This window comes from Citrobacter braakii, from assembly GCF_009648935.1.
GTDB lineage: Bacteria > Pseudomonadota > Gammaproteobacteria > Enterobacterales > Enterobacteriaceae > Citrobacter > Citrobacter braakii.
Genome location: NZ_CP045771.1, coordinates 3,303,807 through 3,325,241, shown reverse-complemented (window position 1 = coordinate 3,325,241; position 21,435 = coordinate 3,303,807). Strand labels below are relative to the sequence as shown.

Genomic DNA, 21,435 nt, shown 5'->3' with positions numbered 1-21,435 from the left:
TTCATAAAAGCGTCTGGCAAAGTGATGATGAAGGGAAAAAACAGGTGTGATTTTTGCCCGTTTGCCGCAAAACGCCGACAAACGGGCAACAGGAATTACAGAGAGCGGCTCTCCAGTAAGTCAGTCAGCACGATGTCATTTTGCAACTGCTGCCAGGCTTGCTCAACGTTCTGAGGAATATCAACATGGGCAATAAAATCGCGGCCACACGGCCCATAACCGGTGGCATCATCACGCAGGCGAGGAAGCTCACCGGTAATGAGAGACAGATAGCGATCCACTGACCACAAACCTTCTGCTGCTGGCACAAAATCCACGCCGTCTTGCTGTGGGGCCAGCTCAGGGATGAATCCAGGGAAACTCAACCAGCGCGGCGCATGCGGCTCATCGCGGGTTACGCGCTGAAAGGTTGCCATCGTACGACGTTGCATAGTGGGATCCTGTACCACAATGACGGTATGAATACTTTCCGTCGCCTGATTCAATAATGCACAGCTAAAACGGGCATTCTCACCGCAGTTTGTTGACTGGTCTTCCACCCAAATCTTCTCCCCCGGGATTTGCCAGAACTGATGTGCGATATTGGCAAGGATCGCCGCTTCCGCGCGCCCGGTGGTACGAATGATGTTGTAACGAGGATGCTCTGCAATCGCGTCATACAGAAATCGTGTGGAGTGACCGATGCCACCGCTAATCAACAAGGGAACCTGTTGCTCTTTCGCGATCCGGCAGGCGGCGTCGATGGTCGGAATAACCGCGTTCCCTGCCAGAATCACGCAATCTGACTGAACGGTGATATTCCCCGTAAAATCATTCTGCGCCAACCATCGCCCTACGGTATTGATCGCCGCAAGCGTGGTTGCGGAAAGTGTCGGAAACTGGCTCATACTCATGACTCCTGATCTTAATACTTTATCGGGTTGCATACCGGGCGGTGACGTCACCTTACCCGGTATGCTGTCTGGTACCGATTTATCCCGAAATCTGCTCCATCGCCTGCAAAATACGTTTATCGGAAATCGGATACGGCGTACCAAGCTGCTGGGCAAAATAGCTGACGCGCAGCTCTTCTATCATCCAGCGGATCTCTTTGACATCGTCATCTTCACGGCGCGCGGGAGGCAGTTTATTGAACCACTGCTGCCAGGCCTGCTGCACGCTATCCACTTTCAGCATCTGCGCACGGTCACGATGCGGGTCGATAGCCAGTTTTTCCAGACGCTTTTCGATAGCCTGCAAATAACGCAGCGTATCGCCCAGACGCTTGAAACCATTGCCGGTAACAAATCCACGGTACACCAGCCCGCCCATCTGCGATTTGATATCCGCAAGCCCCAGCGCCATGGTCATATCCACGCGCCCTTTCAGACGTTTGTTGATATTAAACACCGCGGTCAGAATTTGTTCGACCTGCTTAGCAATATCCACCACCGTATCGTTCAGTTCAGCCCGCACTTTTTCATGCAGCGCCGCAAAGCCTTCTTCGGTCCACACCGGACCACCGTTGGCGTCGATCAGTTGATCCACACCACAGGATATACAGTCGTCAATCAAATCCAGCACTTTACCGTACGGGTTAAAATACAGCCCCAGCTTGGCTTTGTTGGGCAGTTTCTCATGCAAATATTTGATTGGTGAAGGAATATTCAGCAACAACAGGCGGCGTAAACCGCACCACATCGCCTGCTGTTGCTCCAGCGGATTATCAAACAGTTTGATGGCAACGCTGTCACGCTCATCCACCAGCGCTGGCCAGGCTTTGACCTTATAGTTGCCGCGTTTTTGCTCGTAACTCTCCGGAAGCTGACCGAAGCTCCAGATGTGCAACCCGCTCTGTTCGATACCGTCATCCGCCACCGCAGACAATGTTTCCTGCACTTTACCCTTCAATGCGTCTTTCAGATCCTGCAGCGAACGTCCTTCCTGCAGCTTTTTGTTCTTATCATCCACTACCCGGAAGGTGATTTTTAGGTGATCGGGCACCTGATCCCAATGCCAGTCTTCACGGTCAACGGTCACGCCGGTCATGCGGCGCAGTTCACGCTCCAGCGAGTCCAGCAGCGGCAGTTCCAGCGGCGTGACGCGGCCTAAAAACGCTTCCGCATAGTTTGGCGCGGGCACAAAGTTGCGTCGTACCGGTTTCGGCAGAGACTTAATCAGGGCGATAACCAGTTCACGGCGCAGCCCCGGAATTTGCCATTCAAAACCGCTCTCTTCGATCTGATTGAGCAGCGGGAGCGGAATATGTACGGTCACACCGTCCGCATCGGCTCCAGGTTCGAACTGGTAACTTAACCGTAGTTTGAGATTGCCCTGATGCCAGAAGTTCGGGTAATCCAGCTTACTGATTTTTTCCGCGCCCTCTTTGATGAGCATGCTCTTTTCAAAGTTGAGCAGATCCGGCGTTTCACGGCTGATCTTTTTCCACCAGCTGTCAAAGTGACGCGCGGAGACCACATCATGGCTAATGCGTTGGTCGTAAAACTCAAATAGCGTCTCATCATCAACCAGAATGTCGCGACGGCGCGATTTGTGCTCTAACTCTTCCACCTCAGCGCGTAACTTCAAATTGTCACGGAAAAATGCATGGCGCGTTTGCCAGTCGCCTTCCACCAGCGCATGGCGGATGAACAGTTCACGCGACAACGCGGGATCGATCTGGCTGTAGTTCACCTTACGGGCTGCAACAATCGGTAAACCGTAGACGGTAACCTTTTCTGTTGCCATCACCGCGCCCTGCGCACGTTCCCAGTGCGGTTCACTGTATGAACGTTTGATCAGATGCAGGGCAACCGGTTCGACCCACTCAGGATCGATGCGTGCAGCAATACGTCCCCACAGGCGGCTGGTTTCCACCAGCTCCGCTACCATCGTCCACTTCGGCGGTTTTTTAAATAGACCAGAGCCTGGGAAGATCGAGAAGCGAGCGTTACGCGCCCCGGTAAATTCCTGTTTATCGGCATCTTTCATCCCGATATGTGACAGTAAACCGGTCAGCAACGCGACGTGGATCTCTCTGTATTCAGCGGGTTCGCTGTTAACAGGAATCCCTAACTCTTTCACCACCTGGCGCAGTTGCGTGTAGATATCCTGCCATTCACGCACGCGCAGGTAGTTCAGAAAATCAAGTTTGCACTGACGACGGAACTGGTTTGACGACAGCGCTTTCTGCTGCTCGCCGAGATAGTTCCACAGATTCACAAATGCGAGGAAATCAGACTCTTTGTCGTGGAAACGGCGATGCTTCTCGTCGGAGGCCTGCTGCTTGTCCATCGGGCGCTCGCGCGGATCCTGAATAGACAGCGCCGAGGTGATAATCATCGCCTCACGTACGCAGCCATGTTTTTGCGCTTCCAGCACCATGCGCGCCAGGCGTGGATCCACCGGCAGTTGCGAGAGCTGACGACCCAATGGCGTCAGTTTGTAAGCGGTTGCCTGTTCGTCGGTGGTTATCGCCCCCAGTTCTTCGAGCAGGCGTACACCGTCCTGAATGTTACGTTTATCCGGCGCTTCAACAAACGGAAACGCCGCGATATCGCCCAGCCCCAAGGCGGTCATCTGCAAAATAACGGACGCCAGGTTGGTACGCAGGATCTCCGGGTCGGTAAACTCCGGGCGCGACAGGAAATCGTCTTCGGAATACAGACGAATACAGATCCCCTCCGAAACACGACCGCAACGGCCTTTACGCTGGTTGGCAGAGGCCTGCGACACCGGTTCAATCGGCAAGCGCTGAACTTTGGTGCGGTAACTGTAACGGCTGATACGCGCAGTACCCGGATCAATCACATACTTGATCCCCGGAACGGTCAGCGAGGTTTCCGCCACGTTGGTCGCCAGCACGATACGGCGACCGCTGTGCGACTGGAACACACGATTCTGCTCGCTGTTGGAAAGACGCGCATACAGCGGTAGCACTTCGGTATGGCGCAAATCCAGCTTATTCAGCGCATCGGCGGTATCGCGGATTTCGCGCTCGCCGCTCATGAAGATCAAAATGTCGCCCTGACTTTCACGGCCTAACTCATCTACGGCATCAAAAATTGCCTGCAATTGGTCACGCTCGGTGTCATCTGCGTCTTCAACAATTGGACGATAGCGAACTTCCACCGGATAGGTTCGACCAGAGACTTCGATAATCGGTGCATTATTGAAATGCTTTGAAAAACGCTCCGGATCGATGGTCGCCGAAGTGATGATAATTTTTAGATCCGGACGGCGCGGCAGAAGCTCTTTCAGATAGCCGAGCAGAAAATCGATATTCAGGCTGCGCTCATGCGCTTCATCGATGATGATGGTGTCGTACTGCATCAGCAGCCGATCCTGCTGGATTTCCGCCAGCAAGATACCGTCCGTCATCAGCTTAACCATGGTGTTGTCGCTGACATGATCGCTAAAACGGACTTTATAACCGATACAACCGCCCGGCTCGGTTTGCAGCTCTTCTGCAATACGGTTCGCCACGGTACGCGCCGCCAGACGACGCGGCTGGGTATGGCCGATCAGCCCTTTTACCCCGCGCCCGAGCTCCATACAGATTTTGGGTAACTGAGTGGTTTTCCCTGACCCCGTTTCCCCGGCGACAATCACCACCTGGTTATCGCGTATCGCTTCCAGAATATCCTGTTTTTTCTGACTGACGGGCAGGTTTTCCGGGTAGCTGATGACCGGACGCGCAGCTTCACGCAGCACAACTTTACCTGCAGCGTGATCAATCTCTTTTGCCATCTCCTGGTAAATGGCCTGTTGTGCATCAGGATTTTTAACCTTCTTCACGCCCTGCAGGCGGCGGGCAAAACGCTGTCTGTCACGCAGCATCAGTGAATCCAGCTGTTGCTGCAACATGTTGAAGGTTAATTTTTGTTGTTCTGTCATAGCGTTAAAAGGCAGTGCTCTGCCGGGTTAAATCTCTTTTAGATGATAGGTATAGAGTACCACATCAGCGCTTTTCATGTGTTGTTCAATAATTTCGAACATAGGATTCGATATATTGCGCTATCACTGCGACAGGATTGTGAATAAAGTGTCAACAAGCAACGGGGCACTCCCCCTTCAAACACATAAAAGGAAACACCCATGAGCAAGGTATTAGTTCTTAAATCCAGTATTCTGGCAGGGTACTCTCAGTCTGGTCAGTTGTCTGATTATTTTGTTGAACAGTGGCGTGAAAAGCACTCCGCTGATGAAATCACCGTCCGTGACCTGGCTGCAAATCCTGTTCCGGTACTGGATGGCGAACTGGTGGGTGCGCTGCGCCCGAGCGATGCGCCGCTGACACCGCGTCAGCAGGAAGCGCTGGCGTTGTCCGATGAGCTGATTGCTGAGCTGAAAGCGCATGATGTGATTGTTATCGCCGCGCCGATGTATAACTTCAACATCCCAACCCAGCTGAAAAACTATTTCGATCTGATTGCCCGTGCAGGTGTGACTTTCCGTTATACCGAGAAAGGTCCGGAAGGTCTGGTGACGGGTAAACGCGCAGTCGTGTTGACCAGCCGTGGTGGTATCCATAAAGATACGCCGACTGACCTGATCACGCCGTATCTGAACGTATTCCTGGGCTTTATCGGCATCACCGACGTGAACGTCGTCTTTGCTGAAGGCATTGCGTACGGCCCGGAAGTGGCGTCCAAAGCGCAGTCCGATGCGAAAGCCGCTATCGACAGCGTCGTCGCTGCCTGATAATTCACCCTCTCACCATACGGTGGGAGGGTTTCTCCAGCATTTACTTCTTTACCTGCACCTGTTTGCCGTGAATGCGGTTAATATCACGCCAGATGGTTGCATAATCTCTGCACTTCGCCAGATTCTCTTCCCAGCAATGCAGCAAAAATTGTTCTGGCTCGGCAACATCCCGGCTTAACAGCTTGAATATCCAACGATTCCAGACATACCACTTGAAAAGCCACATGATTTAACTCCGCAACGCGACCGGTGTTGAACTATATCAGCCTCAGTTTGATGCCGTGTGGCAACTATTGCGATGTCGATGAATAAGTCAGATGAATACTACAGTAGCAGCACCAGCCAGAAAGCCCACAGAACTGTAACAAGACAGAGCGTTTTTCGACATTGTCGCAATGCACCTGACTGGCGTTCAGCCAGCGTCAGGGCTTTCAGCCGTTCGCGTCGCCAGATAAAGTACAACGCGTTTCCGGCCTGCTTGTTGTTTTGCTTATTAATCAGCGAAAAATAGCGCTGGTCGAGCCACAGTCGCCAACAACCAAACCAGACCACAGCGCACAGCAATGCAATGACGGCGCGCACGACACCTGGTGAAGCAACAAACAGCGCCCACACCATCGGCGGGAGGGAAAAAAGCAGAATGAAGCGCCAGCTTGCCAGCGTGTGCCGTAGCAAAGCGTGCTGAAGCACCTCAGCATCTGTTACATTGTCACTTTCCGTTGCCATTGTTGCAGCATCTCCAGATGTTTATCAGTCAGCACCACATGTGGTCGACTTGCTCGAATTTGCACCACGGCATGCTCTACCGTCGGCGCATGGCCATAACGCAACAGCCACGCTGCGACCACCATTGCACTGCGCGACAATCCTAAGGCACAGTGCACCAGCACAGTTCCCTGCCGCACACGCAGAGTTTCCAGACTGTCCACCGCCTGCTGTAGCTCGGCTTCATGTGGGATCACTAAATCCAGCATCGGTACACAATGATAAGTGTGCGAGGCTGTCGCCCGTCCACGCGAAAACTCAAAGGTTAAGTCGAGCACCGCCTTTTGCGCAGGCGCGCAGCGCGGAAAACTGCCGAGATATACGCCAGCCGCAATCGGACTTACTGCCGGTATACGGCGGGTGAACCAGAGCATCGACAGCCACATTCCTGAACGCCACGGTAATGATAGCCAGTAAACAGAGGGAGGCAGTCGACCCTGTAAATCTTTCGCCGTCACCACCGCGCCGAATCCAGCGTAACCGCAGCCGACCATCAACAAGCCCAGCGCTGGCCATAACAACCATGGCGTCAGCAACACAGCGGTAATAAAACATAATGCCGAGCCCAGCAGGTAGCGGCGCATCAGCCTCAGACAGGCTGCATCCGGTTTGCTCCAGCGCCAGCGGCATTGTTCCGGTACCATCCAGTCAATCAGCATGCCTGCCACCAGCCCGGTAATAATATCGATAAAGTGATGCTGCCAGGTGGTCAACACCGATAGCGCGATCAGTAATGACCAGCCATCGCACAGTCTGCGCCAGCCGCCGGACAGATGGCGACTGAAATGCCGCCACAGCAGCCAGCAGAGAATGATATGCAGCGACGGCGACTGGTTATAGGGCAGATCGAACTGTTCGAGCTGTGCAAACAGCCAACCCGCCGCGCCCGTCACTTCGGGGCGGGTAAAGCTAAACTGTAACGGGAACAGTAAAAAACCGCCGCAGGCAATCAACGATGCCAGTACCAGTCTGAGCACCAACCGACGCTGCTCGAAACGCGTGGTGCAAACAAACAGGGATAACCCGTAAAACAGATCCAGACTCCAGTACGGGATGATGGTCCACGGAATAAAAGGAATAGCAGATTCCCAACCAAAGACGATGCTACCAACGTTCTGATACTGAGCATCTTGCCAGGCGGTAAACTGATTCACCTTGCCGTACGTAAGGAAAAAAAATGGTGCCAGCAGCAGTAACCAGCCCACCGCCTGCACCGTAACTTTACGCTGTTCAGGAAGCACGGCGTACCGCCATAGAAACGGTGAAAATCCCCCATTCATCAATCAGTTGGGTGCACTTCTCAAAGCCCGCCTCGCGAATCAGCGCATCCATTTCACCCTGCGTACGCACGCGCATAACCCATGCTTTGCCGTCTTTATGACTGGTCAGCGACCAGGCTATCGTTTTAAGCTGTGGATGCCACGGCTGCCCGGTGTATATCAATAGGCCCCCTGGCGCTATCGCATCCGCAAGCCCGGCCAGAGAGTTTTTGACCAGCAAATTCTCTGGAAACAGCTCGTACAAACCAGAGACAATCCCCAGAGTAGGACGAGGTTCCAATGCCGCCAGTTCTTCACGGTTGAAGGCATCGCCTTGTTCAAAGCGTGCAATGTCAGTCAGACCTCTGCTGGCGATCATTTCCCGACCTATATTCACATTCAATGTACTGTAATCGCGCAGTAAAATTGAGCGTACCGCCGATTCGCCAGCCAACGCATCGAACACATAACGCCCGTGTCCGGCAGCAATATCCACCACATGTACCGGCGTGCCCTGCTCCGCCAGTTGTGCAACCGCCTGGCTAATCAACATCTGCAGATGAATCTTACGTTGACGGATCCCTTTCCAGCCCACGCTGTTGAGGTAGTTTTTGTCAATCAAACGCCCCAGCGCGCTGCTGCCCTGCGGCTGATTGCGATAGACGTAATCCAGCGTACTCCCCGAATCAAAGCCGGTTTCAAATCCCAAACGAACGCCTGTCGATTGTGTCCCGAGAAGCTTCATGCCATAGCGCAGGCCACGATACGCAATGTCGTCGAGAGAATATGGCGCGGGTCCCCCGCTGAGCATCCGCCAGGTATCAGCGCCAGGGCTCCAGCGATCTTCGTTGCTGTAATCAAAACGCTGCAGTGGCATAGCATATAAGGTGGTAATGAAATTACGCATTTTGTCGAACGCAAGATGCCGGTCTTTCTCCCCCAGCGTATCGTGATAAAACCCCGGCAACACGTGCAGCTCCTTGAGAGGATTTCTCAGGCGCTGATAAAAATCAATTTGCGGCTGGCGATGCACGACAAAATCATCCCCGGACACCAGCAATTGCACAGGCATCGTAATGGCGGCAGCATCACTGACAATGCGTTCTGCCGTTTTGTAGAGATCCAGCAGAATGTTCACCGCAATGGCACGGGTGATCTGGGTATCAAGATTAAAGCTCGCTACACGATCGACATCGTGCGTCAGGTATTTTCCTTTAACATAAGAGTTAACGAAAAACAGACCGCGCAGTCGTTGCATCAGCGCCAGTCCTGGACGGGCAAACGGCACATACAATTTAACTTTGAAAGCCGGTGATGCCAGTACTAATCCACGAATAGCGGGGGCATAGTCATGAGCCCAGGTTGCGGCCAATACCGCGCCAACGCTCTGAGCCACGACCACCACATCTTCCATTGCGGCATTACTGTCAGCGGCAGCGAAACGCACAAACTCTTCAACATCTTGTACCGAACGCGCCAGAGAAGGGCTATAACCGCGCTGGCCTGGAGAGTGGCCGTGACCACGAGCATCCCAGGCATAGAATGCGGTGTCCGGCATCGCCAGCTCATCCACAATATGCTGCAACCGTCCGGAATGTTCGTGACCGCGATGGAACATGACGATCACTTTCGTCGTCGCACCCGGCGCCGTAGCCGGCCAGTGGCGGAAAAACAGTTCAGTGTTGTCGCTGGTCACAAAATGTCGTTCGTCAGGTATTCGTGTATTAGTCATGCGAATGTAATCCTTTAGTTTGTTGCTCCAACAGCAACAGTTGCTGTCTGAGTCCGTTCATAAAGAGGTGTTTATCCCCATGAAAATGCAACGTTCTGCCAATATTGACGTCAATAAACAGCGGCAGCGGTATACGGTTCCCTTTCGCCATCACAGATTCTGTGCCACGTAGCCAGACGGGAATGATCGGTACCTCCGGTACATGCTGGCTCAGATGCCACAATCCAGATTTCAACGATGACAATTTTCCAGGTTCACCCCGCGTACCTTCCGGAAAGAGGATCAGAATCTTTCCGTCGCGTAATGCCTGTTCACACTGCGCTAACGGATTAGTTTCTCCGCCTTTTCGCGAAATGGGAATAATGTTGAGAATATTAAGCGCAAACCAGGCCATTGCTTTATTACGCAGGAAATAGTCAGCGGCAGCCACCGGATGGACCGACGACTGGCGGCGCAGCGGAAAGAGCGAAAGCAGCGCAAAAACATCCATATGGCTGTTGTGATTGGCAACGATAATTGCCGGACCGCATGCAGGTAAACGTTCCCGGTGCTTGATACGTAACCCCAGCCACAGCCAAATCACCGGCCAGACAATACACAGCGTAAACAGCGTTCGCAGAATTGAACTCAGCATAAGTTAGTAGCAAAAGTAACGAATGAAATGGAAAAACACCGGCGCGGTGAAGATCAGAGAATCCAGCCGGTCAAGGAGCCCACCATGACCCGGCAGCAATGTTCCGCTGTCCTTCACGCCGATATCGCGTTTGATTGCTGACATCACCACATCTCCACAAAAACCACTGATGCCGATAATAAAACCCGCCAACAATGACAATGGAATGCTTAACGGCGTCATCAGTGGCCCAAGCAGCGCCGCCATTAGCGTGGTGGTCGCTACGCCGCCGACCAGTCCCGCCAGCGTCTTATTAGGACTGACTTTGGGCATGACTTTGATGCGCCCAATTGATTTACCCCAAAGGTACTGCGCAATATCGTTGAATTCCGTTAAGCCAACCAGGAACAGTACCAGCAATGCACCGGTTTGTTTGCCGTCATCAGGCAAAACCAGCAAAAAAGCGACATGGCTGAAGGCAAACACGGTAGTCATCAGGCTCCAGTGATGCTGCGAGGCGTAGCGCAAGAAGCCATGAGTATCGCCCGCAATGACCATCCGCACGGGTAAGAATAAAAAAGCGTAGACCGGGATAAACACCACAAACATACCGTACCAGTTAATGCCAATCAGCCAGTAGTTAATCGGAATAGCAATGAACATCCACAGCAACGGCATGCGATCGGTCTGACGCGACGGCACCAGCGTTAAAAACTCCTTTAACGCCATGAAGCTGACCAGCGCGAAAAAGATCAGTGCCAACCAGTGTGGGCTTAAAATCGCCAGAGAAAACAGGATGATGATTAGCCACCAGGTGCGAATACGTAACGTCAGTTCCCGCCAGTCTTTATCCGGCCGTCGCCACACCAGTAAGCCATTCACCACCGTTGCAACCAGCAGCAGTGCAAAAATGACCGCAAGTGACTGCTCCAGCAGCATCATTTCGTCCCCTCTTCGCATAATGCGCTCTTACAGCGATTAACCACCGTCCATATCAGCAGGAGGGTAGCAATACCCCACAACACATTGTTCCACTGTACAAGCTGCGGCCACAGAGTCAGTGCCAGGCCCCATGCGCCAAATACCAGCGCCCGGTCACTTTTGCCCAGCGGTCCGGCATAGCAGCGAACACCATTAATCGTTTGCGCCAGAACGCCGCAAAACTCCGTCATTACCGCACAAAACAGCATCACCATAACCAGTATTACGTTACTGTCAGGGAGAAGCATAAACGGCAGATAAAGCGCTATATCAGAAAGAATATCCCCGCTTTCGTTTAGAATAGCCCCAAGGCGCGATTGTTGGTGACATTCACGCGCCAGCATGCCGTCGAGCGCATTAAGCGCCATTCGGATAAACAGCACGATGGGCAGAACAACAAAATATTCGGGTTGGGGGAAAATCACCAGTACGCCGCCGGTCACAAAAGAAAGCGCCATTGCGGCGAGAGTTACGTGATTCGCCGTGACGCCATTCTTATGTAGCCAAAACATCAATGGGCGTAAAAGTGTCTGAAAGGCGGGCTTGATCTGATAAAGCGTCATCATCACTCCTTGATAATTTACGGTCTTGACTATAGTGAATTAATTATCAATACCCGCCTAATACTTTCCTTTGGTGTAAAAACAAATCGGATTCTATCTACAACTTCGTCATTATTTTCTCAACCACTTACCATTGATGCCCTGGACGTACTCCCCTGGTTTAGCCCGAGCGACCAGCTTTTGTCCGGCCATTTTCGCCACTTCATCTGGAGGAATGTTATTTCTCTCAGCCAGTTGCTGATAGCTGGCGCTGCGTGCTTTATTAATCTCACTCACCAGCGCCTGCGTTTCGGCGTCGGTTTGCAATGCCACCAGATAACCATTAAGCGTTTCGCCCACCCGTCCCTGGGATCTGGCTTCATTCAAGGTCAATGCCCACCCATTGCCACTGAATAAACTCAATGCCATCAGGATCACTGCAAGCTGTTTTTTCATCGTGACCTCAGAACAAATCGCTGCGCGATTTTAATAAGCTCTCAACGTCTTTATCGACTTTGATATGGATCTCATGCTCGATTTTGACGTTCATATTAATAGTGATCGGCTCTTTAGGCGCAGCCACTTCGATTCTGGGTGTGCAGCCGATCAGCAGAGATGAAGCCAGCAGACCCAGCATGGCAGCTATCGTTTTCATTGTTGTTCCTCACATTCCTTGCCTTCCGGGCAATGGGATTCCGGCAGCGCTGCATTTTGTTCAAGCCATGTCTGTAAATTGTCGCCAAAACGCAAACTACGCCATAGCGTAAAGACGTTTTCCTCATGGGTGTAATTCAAATTAACCGTCCCCACTTTGCCATCCACCCGGCTATTGCCAGTTACGGTTGCCTGCATGGTTAAGACACCGAGATTATCCAAATTTATTTTCGTCCAGGAATGGCTTATTTCCATATAACGCAGCCAGTTAATGGCCGCACCGGCTGCCATATTATCTTTGACGACGGCATCCGCCGTGTCTTTATCAATACGCAGCGTCATAGGCCCCGGGTTGGTCAGCCAGCCGTCTTTAATGATCCACTTTTCGTTATCCAGCCATAACGGCAACGCACCGCTGACCGGGCCAGACATGGCGAATTGCTTGGGATTAACCGCGCTGATAAGCTCGCTGGAAGAGATATTCTGCACCCGTAATAATGCCGGATCGTGCTGCGGCATCCGCAGTTGTTGCATGATGACTTTGCCCCCCAGCAGTTCGGCGCTGACATCGCTTAACAGTAACGGATTGTCTTCACTCCAGGGATACGCCCCCTGTAGATCGGCGGCGATATTTTTCACCGTCACCTGATTCACCACTTCCGCAATACGCAGTGAAATAGGTCCACGCGTACCCAGTTGCCATGCGCCTTCACTAAACCGGAAAGGCAACACAAAATCGACGCCATTAATTTGGTTATCGGGCATCCAGGCGCTACCGCCTTTTAATACCCCATGACCGCCCGCTTCAAAGCCCTGTTCCGGGGCAGCGGAAAACGCAACCTGCGCATACAGTTCACCTTCACGTAGCTTCATTTTCCAGTCTGGTGGGATGAGCGGTTGGAATACGGTGAGCGATTGTTTTGGCCACCAGGCCTGTCCGCGCAGGCGGATCCCGTCCCAACGGCCATTTACCTGTACGGGACCTATCGCGCCCGCGTGAAGCTGGCCTTTAAACTGGAAAATCGTCGGGTCGGTGCCTTCCACGCTGAACTTCAGGGTTGACGGCGGTAACACGCTCCCCCCGGTAAAGGTGGTGTTCCCTGCGTCCAGCGACAGCGCGCCGCTAAAAGTCGGTTTGTTGGCATCCCGTACCCAGATGATCGGCTCGTCCATCACCAGGCGTGGGGTTTCTACCTTCATGGTGCCGTATTGCAGGTGGTCAAATCCGGTGGAGAGATCAAAAAGCTTCAGGGTGTTGTCATGCCATTCGCCCTTACCCGCCACGTCCCAACGCGCATGCATTGGCGTAAAGCTGCCTTTGCCCCAGTACCGCCACTGCCAGCGACCCGCGTCAGGGAGAAAATCATTTGCCAGACCATCCAGATGCAATTCAAAACCGCCCATCTGGTTTTCATGCGCGCGCAATATAGCCTGCAGACGGCCATCTACGCCGCGCTGCGTTACTTTTACGCCCGCCAGCGGCCAGCGAATTTCGTCAATATCCAGCGAGTCAATCACCCGTCCACGCGAACGCAGCAGCGCTCCTGGCTCGAAAGCCAGCTGCGGGTCGTTCAGGCTTCCGGTGAGTCTGGCGGGTAATTTGGCGTAGAAGATCAGGTCACCCTGTTTCGCCTCGCCTATCAACTGTAACGGCATGTCGCTACTATCCACACCCAGCTTACCCGGCCCCAGCGTTAATACGGCGTTTCCTTTACCTGCATCGCCTTGGGTCAGTATGTTCAGACGCCCGCTCACCACCGCATTTTCCAGCCCGGCCTGCCAGTTTTCAACTTTCATGCCCAACCGCCCGCTGAGCGGGAATCCCTGATAAGGCCAGTTCCAGCGACCGTCGCTGATGGTTAATTGCTGACGGGTTATTTCCCACGGAAGATCGAGCAACGGATCGGCATTGTCCCGCGCCATAACGATCAGTTGTCCGCTGTTTTCTTGCCACTCCAGTTCTGCGTCCACCAGTGAGGGCTCCTGCGGCAAGCTCAGAGTAGCAACCGCATGACCGCTCACCGGTAGTCCATCAGGAACCAGCGGCATGGTAAATTCACCGACCAGTTTTACCGGCGGTTGCCCTTCAAACGCGGCTATATCCAGCTCATTTACCGTGAGATTTTGCCCGTGCAGACGCCCCTGGAATTTCACTTTTTCACCCTGGTAGCGCAGTTGCTGGGTCGATGGCGTTAGCGAAAGAGACAGTTTTCCCTGCCACTCCTGCCAGGGGGAGAGAATAACTTTGTCGATGTTAATCCAGGTATTGGGCAGCATCGATTGCCATTCAGCCAGCGTTTTGGGCGCTGCCGGAGACGCTTCTGTCTGCGGTAATTTAGCCAGGCAAGCGGAATCCAGCTCAATTGTCCCGACATTAAGCAACCAGCGGCTGGGATGGGAAAGATCGGCCTGAGTAATGCGCGCTAGCGGGCAATCATCGACCAGATAGCGGAGTTCCGGGATATGCAGCCCATGCCGTGTCAGCCGTGGGCTCTCATCTAGCGCGATGCGCGTGCCAACAGGTAACCAGACGCCCACCAGCGTAGGAACCCACAGGCCAAGCGTCATCACCAACGTCAGCGGCACGAGAATCAATAATAAGAGAAGTGCCAGAGCGGCTTTATATTTACCCTTCATGGGTAGTTAATATCCTGATTTAGCGAAAATTTAAGCCGGTTTAGGCCAGTATTGTGGCATGTTTAACAGGATATGCCCACATTAAGAATAAATTCCCATGAAGTATATGCACTATTTATCAATCAACGAGAATTAATAAAATAATAGTTAATTCAATTAGATAACGCATGATTTTATATGGCACGCTGTTACACGTGCCGTCGGGAATATAAAGAACTCAGACTCAATGAGGCCTCAGTTCTCCATCGCTATGTTTAGGTCCTAAACGACCAGCTTCTATCAGAATTTCCTCAATGAGCTCTTCGAGGCACTCCCTACCATGATGATCGCAGACCAGATGTACCTGCCGGGAAATCTCCTCAGGTTTCATACCATCACATAATGCCGCCTTAAGCATTAAGGTGGCCCATCGCTTTGCTTCAGAGTGAGTTAACATGACCCCTCCCGATATTTGCTACCTGTATAAGCGTAGCTGTCTGGATGTGATTCGGCTGGCTTTTTACCTGCATCGATTACGGGTATTGAGTTGGACGGAAAAATATCCAGTTGTTGAAATTGAGTAACCTGCCCACACTAACAACAGATGCGCTGAAATTATTCATTACGCCTATGACTATCAATAACTTTTTAGATTTTGTAAAATAATTTGAATTGGATTAATGTGACGTCAAAATCACTGGAGAAAGTCTTATGAAACTCGCCATCTATAGTACAAAACAGTACGACAAGAAGTATCTGCAGCAGGTTAACGAGGCTTTTGGTTTTGAACTTGAATTCTTTGACTTTCTGCTGACGGAGAAAACAGCCAAAACAGCCCATGGCTGTGAAGCCGTCTGTATCTTCGTCAACGACGATGGCAGCCGCCCGGTTCTGGAAGAGCTGAAAAAGCATGGCGTGAAATATATTGCGCTGCGTTGCGCCGGCTTCAATAACGTCGATCTCGACGCGGCAAAAGAGCTCGGCCTGCAGGTCGTCCGTGTGCCAGCCTATTCACCCGAAGCCGTCGCTGAACATGCGATTGGCATGATGATGACGTTGAATCGCCGTATTCACCGCGCCTATCAGCGTACTCGTGATGCCAACTTCTCTCTTGAGGGGCTGACCGGCTTTACCATGTATGGCAAAACGGCTGGGGTGATCGGTACCGGTAAGATTGGGATTGCGGCACTGCGGATCCTGAAAGGTTTTGGGATGCGCCTGCTGGCGTTTGATCCCTACCCAAGCGCTGCCGCACTGGAGTTAGGCGTTGAATATGTCGATCTTAAAACGCTGTTCGCGGAGTCCGATGTCATCTCCCTGCACTGTCCGTTAACGCCGGAGAATTATCACCTGCTCAATCACGAAGCCTTTGAGCAAATGAAAAATGGCGTGATGGTTATTAACACCAGCCGCGGGGCATTGATCGATTCACAAGCCGCTATCGATGCGCTGAAAAACCAGAAAATTGGTTCTCTGGGTATGGACGTGTATGAAAACGAACGCGACCTGTTCTTTGAAGATAAATCCAATGACGTGATTCAGGATGATGTGTTCCGCCGCCTGTCGGCCTGTCATAACGTGCTGTTCACCGGTCACCAGGCGTTCCTGACGGCCGAAGCATTGACCAGCATTTCTGAGACCACGCTGCAAAATCTGGCACAGATCTCTAAAGGCGAAACCTGTCCAAACGCCCTCTTCTAATCCCTGTGCTCCCCTGGATTCAGGGGGGCATTTTCAGATAATCACCGATGCTAAAATCTTCAGTATCATTATTATATTGAATGTATTCCCGTCACAAACGTAGAGAAATTGAATGAAAAAAGTTGTCACGTTGATTGCGCTCAGCATGCTAATGGCTGGCTGTGTGAGCAATGGAAAAGTTTCCGTCAATCGCGAACAGTTGCAGCATCACCGCTTCGTTTTGCAAAGCGTGAATGGTAAAGCCGTCACCGTCGCCAATAACCCACCCGAATTGAGTTTTGGCGAAAACATGACGGTATCGGGAAAGATGTGTAATCAATTCCACGGTCAGGGCAAACTGTCCGACGGCGAGTTGAAGGTTAAAGATATGGCGATGACCCGCATGATGTGCGCCGATCCACAGCTTAACGCGCTCGACGGGATCGTCAGCGACATGTTTAAGCAAGGCGCACAGGTCGATCTGACTGCTGACCAGTTAACACTGGCGACAGCAGAACAAACGCTGACGTATAAACTCGCGGATTTAATGTAGGAAACACGGTGGCTTAATAGTTGCCACAGCTTCCGGCGGCAAGCGACTGCTCACTACAGCGTTTGCCGTTGGGTAACGCACACATTCCGATAGCTGAACCATCCAGCTGACGGGCAACGGAGAGCGAACCACCAATCATGGCGCAATTAGCTTCTCCAGAACTGGACATTGCGGCCTTCATCCCCGGTGCGACATGCGCGGCGGTTGCCTGCTGAACAGGTTCACTACTACAAGCCGATAATAATAACGCGGCACACCCTACCCAAAACGCTGCACGCATCTTACTCCCCTCTGAATATTAACCAAACGACACAGCCATAAATAATAGGCAGCGGAAACACCGCCGTCGAGAGGCAATATGCGCATTTATGCGCACTGTTTACATTTTCTGGCAATTTTTTGGCTGCTCCTTTGATCAAACCATTCATTCTGTTTATTCGAGGGACACAAAAGCGAAAATCTGTCTTTAGCGCTTTTGCTAAACTAAAAGGATAACTACAGGATTCGCCGCTGTTACGCGTGTCCCTTTTTTTGCGCAATGTAAGGGTGTCAGTATGATCACAATTGACGGTAATGGTGCGGTTGCTTCGGTCGCATTTCGTACCAGCGAGGTTATCGCCATCTACCCGATTACGCCCAGTTCGACGATGGCTGAACAGGCAGATGCCTGGGCCGGGAACGGGCTTAAAAACGTGTGGGGGGATACCCCTCGTGTCGTAGAAATGCAGTCGGAAGGCGGTGCGATAGCGACCGTTCACGGCGCGTTGCATACCGGTGCGCTCTCTACGTCGTTTACTTCATCGCAGGGCCTGTTGCTGATGATCCCGACGCTGTACAAACTGGCCGGTCAGTTGACTCCGTTTGTGCTGCACGTTGCGGCGCGTACGATTGCCACTCACGCATTATCCATCTTTGGCGATCATTCCGACGTGATGGCGGTGCGCCAAACGGGATGCGCAATGCTGTGCGCCAGCAGCGTTCAGGAAGCTCAGGACTTTGCGCTAATTTCGCAAATGGCCACCCTGAAAAGCCGGGTCCCGTTTATTCATTTCTTTGATGGTTTTCGCACATCGCATGAAATTAATAAAATAGTGCCGCTGGCCGATGACACAATCCTCGGGCTGATGCCGCAGGCAGAAATCGATGCTCATCGCGCGCGCGCGCTCAACCCGGAGCATCCGGTTATTCGCGGTACGTCTGCGAACCCGGACACCTACTTCCAGTCACGCGAAGCAACAAACCCGTGGTACAACGCGGTTTACGATCACGTAGAACAGGCGATGAACGATTTCTCTGCTGCGACGGGCCGTCAGTACCAGCCATTTGAATACTACGGTCATCCGCAGGCAGAACGCGTCATTATTTTGATGGGCTCGGCGATTGGAACCAGTGAAGAAGTCGTCGAAGAGCTGCTGGCACGCGGCGAGAAAGTTGGCGTTCTGAAAGTGCGTCTGTTCCGCCCATTCTCTGCCAAACATTTACTGCGCGCCCTGCCGGAAACGGTACGGAGCATCGCCGTCCTGGATCGCACCAAAGAGCCCGGCGCGCAAGCTGAACCGTTGTATCTGGATGTAATGACCGCGCTGGCGGAAGCCTTTAACTGCGGCGAACGAGAAACGCTACCGCGGGTGATTGGCGGGCGTTATGGCCTTTCTTCCAAAGAGTTTGGCCCGGACTGCGTCATGGCGGTCTTTAATGAGCTGAGTAGCGCGAAGCCGAAATCTCGCTTTACGGTCGGTATCTATGATGATGTCACCAACTTGTCGCTACCGTTACCGGAAAACACCCTGCCCGGTACCGCGAAGCTCGAGGCACTGTTTTACGGGCTGGGCAGTGACGGTAGCGTGTCGGCCACCAAAAACAACATCAAGATTATCGGTAACTCCACGCCGTGGTATGCGCAGGGTTATTTCGTCTATGACTCGAAAAAAGCAGGCGGTCTGACGGTTTCTCACCTGCGCGTTAGTGAACAACCTATTCGCTCAGCGTATCTGGTGTCGCAAGCCGATTTTGTTGGTTGTCACCAGTTGCAATTTATCGATAAGTATCAGATGGCTGAGCGCCTGAAACCTGGCGGTATATTCCTGCTTAATACCCCGTACAGTGTGGATGAAGTCTGGACACGTCTGCCGCAGGAAGTTCAGGCTGTTCTGAATCAGAAGAAAGCGCGTTTCTACGTGATTAATGCGGCCAAAATCGCCCGCGAGTGCGGTCTGGCTGCACGTATTAACACCGTTATGCAGATGGCGTTCTTCCATCTGACGCAAATCTTACCAGGCGACAGCGCTCTGGCTGAATTGCAGGGTGCGATTGCGAAAAGCTATAGCAGCAAAGGGCAGGATCTGGTTGAACGTAACTGGCAGGCGCTGGCCCTGGCGCGTGAATCCGTCGCCGAAGTGGCGCTTCAGCCGGTTGATCCACATAGCGCTAATCGCCCACCGGTGGTTTCTGATGCCGCACCTGATTTCGTGAAAACCGTCACCGCGGCAATGCTCGCCGGTCTGGGCGATGCCCTCCCCGTTTCAGCGCTGCCGCCAGACGGCACCTGGCCGATGGGCACCACGCGTTGGGAAAAACGCAATATCGCTGAAGAGATCCCCATCTGGAAAGAAGAGCTGTGTACCCAGTGCAACCACTGCGTAGCCGCCTGCCCGCACTCGGCTATCCGCGCCAAAGTGGTTTCACCAGAAGCGATGGAAAATGCCCCTGCCAGCCTGCATTCTCTGGATGTGAAATCACGCGATATGCGCGGTCAGAAATATGTCCTGCAGGTTGCGCCAGAGGATTGCACCGGGTGTAATCTGTGCGTTGAAGTATGCCCGGCGAAAGATCGCCAGAACCCGGAGATCAAGGCCATCAATATGATGTCGCGCCTTGAGCACGTGGAAGAAGAAAAAGTTAACTATGACTACTTCCTCAATCTGCCGGAAATCGATCGCACTAAACTGGAACGCATTGATATTCGTACCTCGCAGTTGATAACACCGCTGTTTGAGTACTCTGGGGCCTGCTCTGGCTGTGGTGAAACGCCGTATATCAAATTGCTTACGCAGTTGTACGGCGACCGTATGCTGATCGCCAATGCGACCGGCTGTTCATCAATTTATGGCGGTAACCTGCCCTCAACGCCTTATACCACCGACGCCAATGGTCGCGGGCCTGCGTGGGCAAACTCCCTGTTTGAGGATAACGCCGAGTTTGGGCTGGGCTTCCGCCTGACGGTGGATCAGCACCGTGTACGCGTCATGCGTTTAGTGGAACAGTTTGCCGATAACATTCCGGCTGAACTGAATGACGCCCTGCACGCTGAAGCTACGCCAGAGGTGCGCCGTGAGCAAGTTGCAGCACTGCGCCAGCACCTGAAAGATGTCGAAGGCGCACAGCAGTTGTTAACCGATGCCGATGCGCTGGTCGAGAAATCTATCTGGCTGATTGGCGGTGATGGTTGGGCTTACGATATTGGTTTTGGGGGACTGGATCACGTCCTGAGCCTGACCGAGAACGTCAATATTCTGGTACTGGATACCCAGTGTTACTCCAATACAGGCGGACAAGCGTCGAAAGCTACGCCGCTTGGGGCCGTCACTAAATTTGGTGAGCATGGCAAGCGCAAAGCTCGCAAAGATCTTGGCGTCAGTATGATGATGTACGGGCACGTGTATGTTGCACAAATATCTCTGGGCGCGCAGTTGAACCAGACGGTGAAAGCTATCCAGGAAGCGGAGGCCTATCCAGGTCCGTCGCTGATTATCGCCTATAGCCCATGTGAAGAGCATGGTTACGATCTCGCACTAAGCCATGATCAGATGCGTCAGCTCACGGCAACCGGGTTCTGGCCGCTGTACCGCTTTGATCCACGTCGAGCAGATGAAGGTAAGCTGCCGCTGGCGCTGGACTCTCGGCCACCGTCAGACGCCCTGGCCGAAACATTGCTTAACGAGCAGCGCTTCCGTCGCCTGAATGCCCAACAGCCAGAAGTCGCAGAACAGCTCTGGAAAGACGCCGCAGCCGATCTGCAAAAACGCTACGACTTCCTTGCGCAGTTGGCTGGAAAAGCGGAAAAGAGCGGTACCGAGTAATGCGTTTATCTCAGTATTAACCTGGAACCCAAAAAAAAGCCCGAACAGTTGTTCGGGCTTGTCAATTTATTCGCTGGCTAATTAATAATAGCTATCAATACGTCAACGAAAAATAAAACGTGACAATAAAGGCATATAACAGGCGCAGAATAGCCCAACACACTTCACTTGTATAATTTTTATTTTATATATTTACCATCCATACATTCACCACAATTATCATCATTTCCGTAGAATTATTTCTTTAAGGTTTTACTTAAGGCGTAACAATTCATA

The 21,435-nt window shown here is 52.5% G+C and carries 17 protein-coding genes; 4 read left to right on the top strand and 13 right to left on the bottom strand.

What is annotated here, in order from left to right; all coding sequences use genetic code 11:
• Positions 1-95: 95 nt before the first annotated feature.
• Both GFC06_RS15520 and hrpA read right to left on the bottom strand, forming a co-directional pair.
• Complete coding sequence (locus GFC06_RS15520; protein ID WP_049259795.1) at positions 96-887, bottom strand: YdcF family protein; 792 nt, start codon at positions 885-887, stop codon at positions 96-98.
• Positions 888-972: 85 nt separating this feature from the next.
• Positions 973-4,875 carry an ATP-dependent RNA helicase HrpA gene (gene hrpA, locus GFC06_RS15515; RefSeq protein WP_153690339.1) on the bottom strand — a complete coding sequence of 1,301 codons (3,903 nt, stop codon included), beginning with the start codon at positions 4,873-4,875 and terminating at the stop codon, positions 973-975.
• 201 nt (positions 4,876-5,076) lie between these two features.
• On the opposite strand from hrpA, the gene azoR reads away from it, so the two are divergent.
• On the top strand, positions 5,077-5,682 hold the full coding sequence (gene azoR / locus GFC06_RS15510) for an FMN-dependent NADH-azoreductase (RefSeq protein ID WP_006684422.1): 606 nt from the start codon (positions 5,077-5,079) through the stop codon (positions 5,680-5,682).
• 43 nt (positions 5,683-5,725) lie between these two features.
• Here the strand turns inward: azoR and GFC06_RS15505 are convergent, their stop codons facing one another.
• From GFC06_RS15505 to GFC06_RS15460, 10 genes are all read right to left on the bottom strand, one after another.
• Complete coding sequence (locus tag GFC06_RS15505; protein ID WP_016153181.1) at positions 5,726-5,911, bottom strand: hypothetical protein; 186 nt, start codon at positions 5,909-5,911, stop codon at positions 5,726-5,728.
• Between the two features lie 98 nt (positions 5,912-6,009).
• The gene (locus GFC06_RS15500) at positions 6,010-6,411 is read right to left on the bottom strand and encodes a hypothetical protein (RefSeq protein WP_016156605.1); all 402 of its coding nucleotides are present in this window, start codon (positions 6,409-6,411) and stop codon (positions 6,010-6,012) included.
• Positions 6,387-7,691 (bottom strand): phosphatase PAP2/dual specificity phosphatase family protein, encoded by a 1,305-nt coding sequence (locus GFC06_RS15495; protein WP_153690338.1) that lies wholly within the window; start codon positions 7,689-7,691, stop codon positions 6,387-6,389. Before GFC06_RS15495 ends, GFC06_RS15500 begins: the two co-directional genes overlap by 25 nt.
• A complete protein-coding gene (locus tag GFC06_RS15490) occupies positions 7,681-9,441 on the bottom strand; it encodes a bifunctional alpha/beta hydrolase/class I SAM-dependent methyltransferase (RefSeq protein ID WP_153690337.1) in 1,761 nt (586 codons plus the stop codon). Before GFC06_RS15490 ends, GFC06_RS15495 begins: the two co-directional genes overlap by 11 nt.
• The gene (locus GFC06_RS15485; RefSeq protein WP_047501707.1) at positions 9,434-10,075 is read right to left on the bottom strand and encodes a lysophospholipid acyltransferase family protein; all 642 of its coding nucleotides are present in this window, start codon (positions 10,073-10,075) and stop codon (positions 9,434-9,436) included. Before GFC06_RS15485 ends, GFC06_RS15490 begins: the two co-directional genes overlap by 8 nt.
• 3 nt (positions 10,076-10,078) lie before the next feature.
• Complete coding sequence (locus GFC06_RS15480; protein ID WP_153690336.1) at positions 10,079-10,996, bottom strand: phosphatidate cytidylyltransferase; 918 nt, start codon at positions 10,994-10,996, stop codon at positions 10,079-10,081.
• On the bottom strand, positions 10,993-11,598 hold the full coding sequence (locus GFC06_RS15475) for a CDP-alcohol phosphatidyltransferase family protein (RefSeq protein WP_153690745.1): 606 nt from the start codon (positions 11,596-11,598) through the stop codon (positions 10,993-10,995). The genes GFC06_RS15480 and GFC06_RS15475 overlap by 4 nt, the downstream gene beginning before the upstream one ends.
• Before the next feature lie 111 nt (positions 11,599-11,709).
• A complete protein-coding gene (locus tag GFC06_RS15470; RefSeq protein WP_153690335.1) occupies positions 11,710-12,033 on the bottom strand; it encodes a YdbL family protein in 324 nt (107 codons plus the stop codon).
• Positions 12,034-12,040: 7 nt separating this feature from the next.
• Positions 12,041-12,232 carry a YnbE family lipoprotein gene (locus GFC06_RS15465; protein WP_016156612.1) on the bottom strand — a complete coding sequence of 64 codons (192 nt, stop codon included), beginning with the start codon at positions 12,230-12,232 and terminating at the stop codon, positions 12,041-12,043.
• A complete protein-coding gene (locus GFC06_RS15460) occupies positions 12,229-14,868 on the bottom strand; it encodes a YdbH family protein (RefSeq protein WP_153690334.1) in 2,640 nt (879 codons plus the stop codon). Before GFC06_RS15460 ends, GFC06_RS15465 begins: the two co-directional genes overlap by 4 nt.
• Positions 14,869-15,558: 690 nt before the next feature.
• On the opposite strand from GFC06_RS15460, the gene GFC06_RS15450 reads away from it, so the two are divergent.
• Both GFC06_RS15450 and hslJ read left to right on the top strand, forming a co-directional pair.
• Positions 15,559-16,548, top strand: coding sequence for a 2-hydroxyacid dehydrogenase (locus tag GFC06_RS15450; protein WP_003833196.1), 990 nt, complete (start codon positions 15,559-15,561; stop codon positions 16,546-16,548).
• Between the two features lie 112 nt (positions 16,549-16,660).
• On the top strand, positions 16,661-17,080 hold the full coding sequence (gene hslJ / locus GFC06_RS15445) for a heat shock protein HslJ (RefSeq protein WP_016153186.1): 420 nt from the start codon (positions 16,661-16,663) through the stop codon (positions 17,078-17,080).
• A gap of 13 nt (positions 17,081-17,093) precedes the next feature.
• Here hslJ and GFC06_RS15440 read toward each other — a convergent pair whose 3' ends face one another.
• Positions 17,094-17,360, bottom strand: coding sequence for a putative hemolysin (locus GFC06_RS15440; protein WP_003020360.1), 267 nt, complete (start codon positions 17,358-17,360; stop codon positions 17,094-17,096).
• Between the two features lie 274 nt (positions 17,361-17,634).
• Between GFC06_RS15440 and nifJ the strand changes: the two genes are divergently transcribed.
• Positions 17,635-21,159: a pyruvate:ferredoxin (flavodoxin) oxidoreductase gene (gene nifJ / locus GFC06_RS15435; RefSeq protein WP_153690333.1), complete on the top strand. Its 3,525-nt coding sequence runs from the start codon at positions 17,635-17,637 to the stop codon at positions 21,157-21,159.
• The last annotated feature ends 276 nt before the right edge of the window (positions 21,160-21,435 follow it).

Excerpts from the sequence above, each read along its gene's own strand:
- GFC06_RS15500 (WP_016156605.1), bottom strand. The coding sequence starts at position 6,411 with ATGGCAACGGAAAGTGACAATGTAACAGATGCTGAGGTGCTTCAGCAC.
- GFC06_RS15520 (WP_049259795.1), bottom strand. The coding sequence starts at position 887 with ATGAGCCAGTTTCCGACACTTTCCGCAACCACGCTTGCGGCGATCAAT.
- GFC06_RS15485 (WP_047501707.1), bottom strand. The coding sequence starts at position 10,075 with ATGCTGAGTTCAATTCTGCGAACGCTGTTTACGCTGTGTATTGTCTGG.
- hrpA (WP_153690339.1), bottom strand. The coding sequence starts at position 4,875 with ATGACAGAACAACAAAAATTAACCTTCAACATGTTGCAGCAACAGCTG.
- GFC06_RS15490 (WP_153690337.1), bottom strand. The coding sequence starts at position 9,441 with ATGACTAATACACGAATACCTGACGAACGACATTTTGTGACCAGCGAC.
- GFC06_RS15475 (WP_153690745.1), bottom strand. The coding sequence starts at position 11,598 with ATGACGCTTTATCAGATCAAGCCCGCCTTTCAGACACTTTTACGCCCA.
- GFC06_RS15450 (WP_003833196.1), top strand. The coding sequence starts at position 15,559 with ATGAAACTCGCCATCTATAGTACAAAACAGTACGACAAGAAGTATCTG.
- hslJ (WP_016153186.1), top strand. The coding sequence starts at position 16,661 with ATGAAAAAAGTTGTCACGTTGATTGCGCTCAGCATGCTAATGGCTGGC.
- nifJ (WP_153690333.1), top strand. The coding sequence starts at position 17,635 with ATGATCACAATTGACGGTAATGGTGCGGTTGCTTCGGTCGCATTTCGT.
- GFC06_RS15440 (WP_003020360.1), bottom strand. The coding sequence starts at position 17,360 with ATGCGTGCAGCGTTTTGGGTAGGGTGTGCCGCGTTATTATTATCGGCT.
- GFC06_RS15470 (WP_153690335.1), bottom strand. The coding sequence starts at position 12,033 with ATGAAAAAACAGCTTGCAGTGATCCTGATGGCATTGAGTTTATTCAGT.
- azoR (WP_006684422.1), top strand. The coding sequence starts at position 5,077 with ATGAGCAAGGTATTAGTTCTTAAATCCAGTATTCTGGCAGGGTACTCT.
- GFC06_RS15505 (WP_016153181.1), bottom strand. The coding sequence starts at position 5,911 with ATGTGGCTTTTCAAGTGGTATGTCTGGAATCGTTGGATATTCAAGCTG.
- GFC06_RS15460 (WP_153690334.1), bottom strand. The coding sequence starts at position 14,868 with ATGAAGGGTAAATATAAAGCCGCTCTGGCACTTCTCTTATTATTGATT.
- GFC06_RS15465 (WP_016156612.1), bottom strand. The coding sequence starts at position 12,232 with ATGAAAACGATAGCTGCCATGCTGGGTCTGCTGGCTTCATCTCTGCTG.
- GFC06_RS15480 (WP_153690336.1), bottom strand. The coding sequence starts at position 10,996 with ATGATGCTGCTGGAGCAGTCACTTGCGGTCATTTTTGCACTGCTGCTG.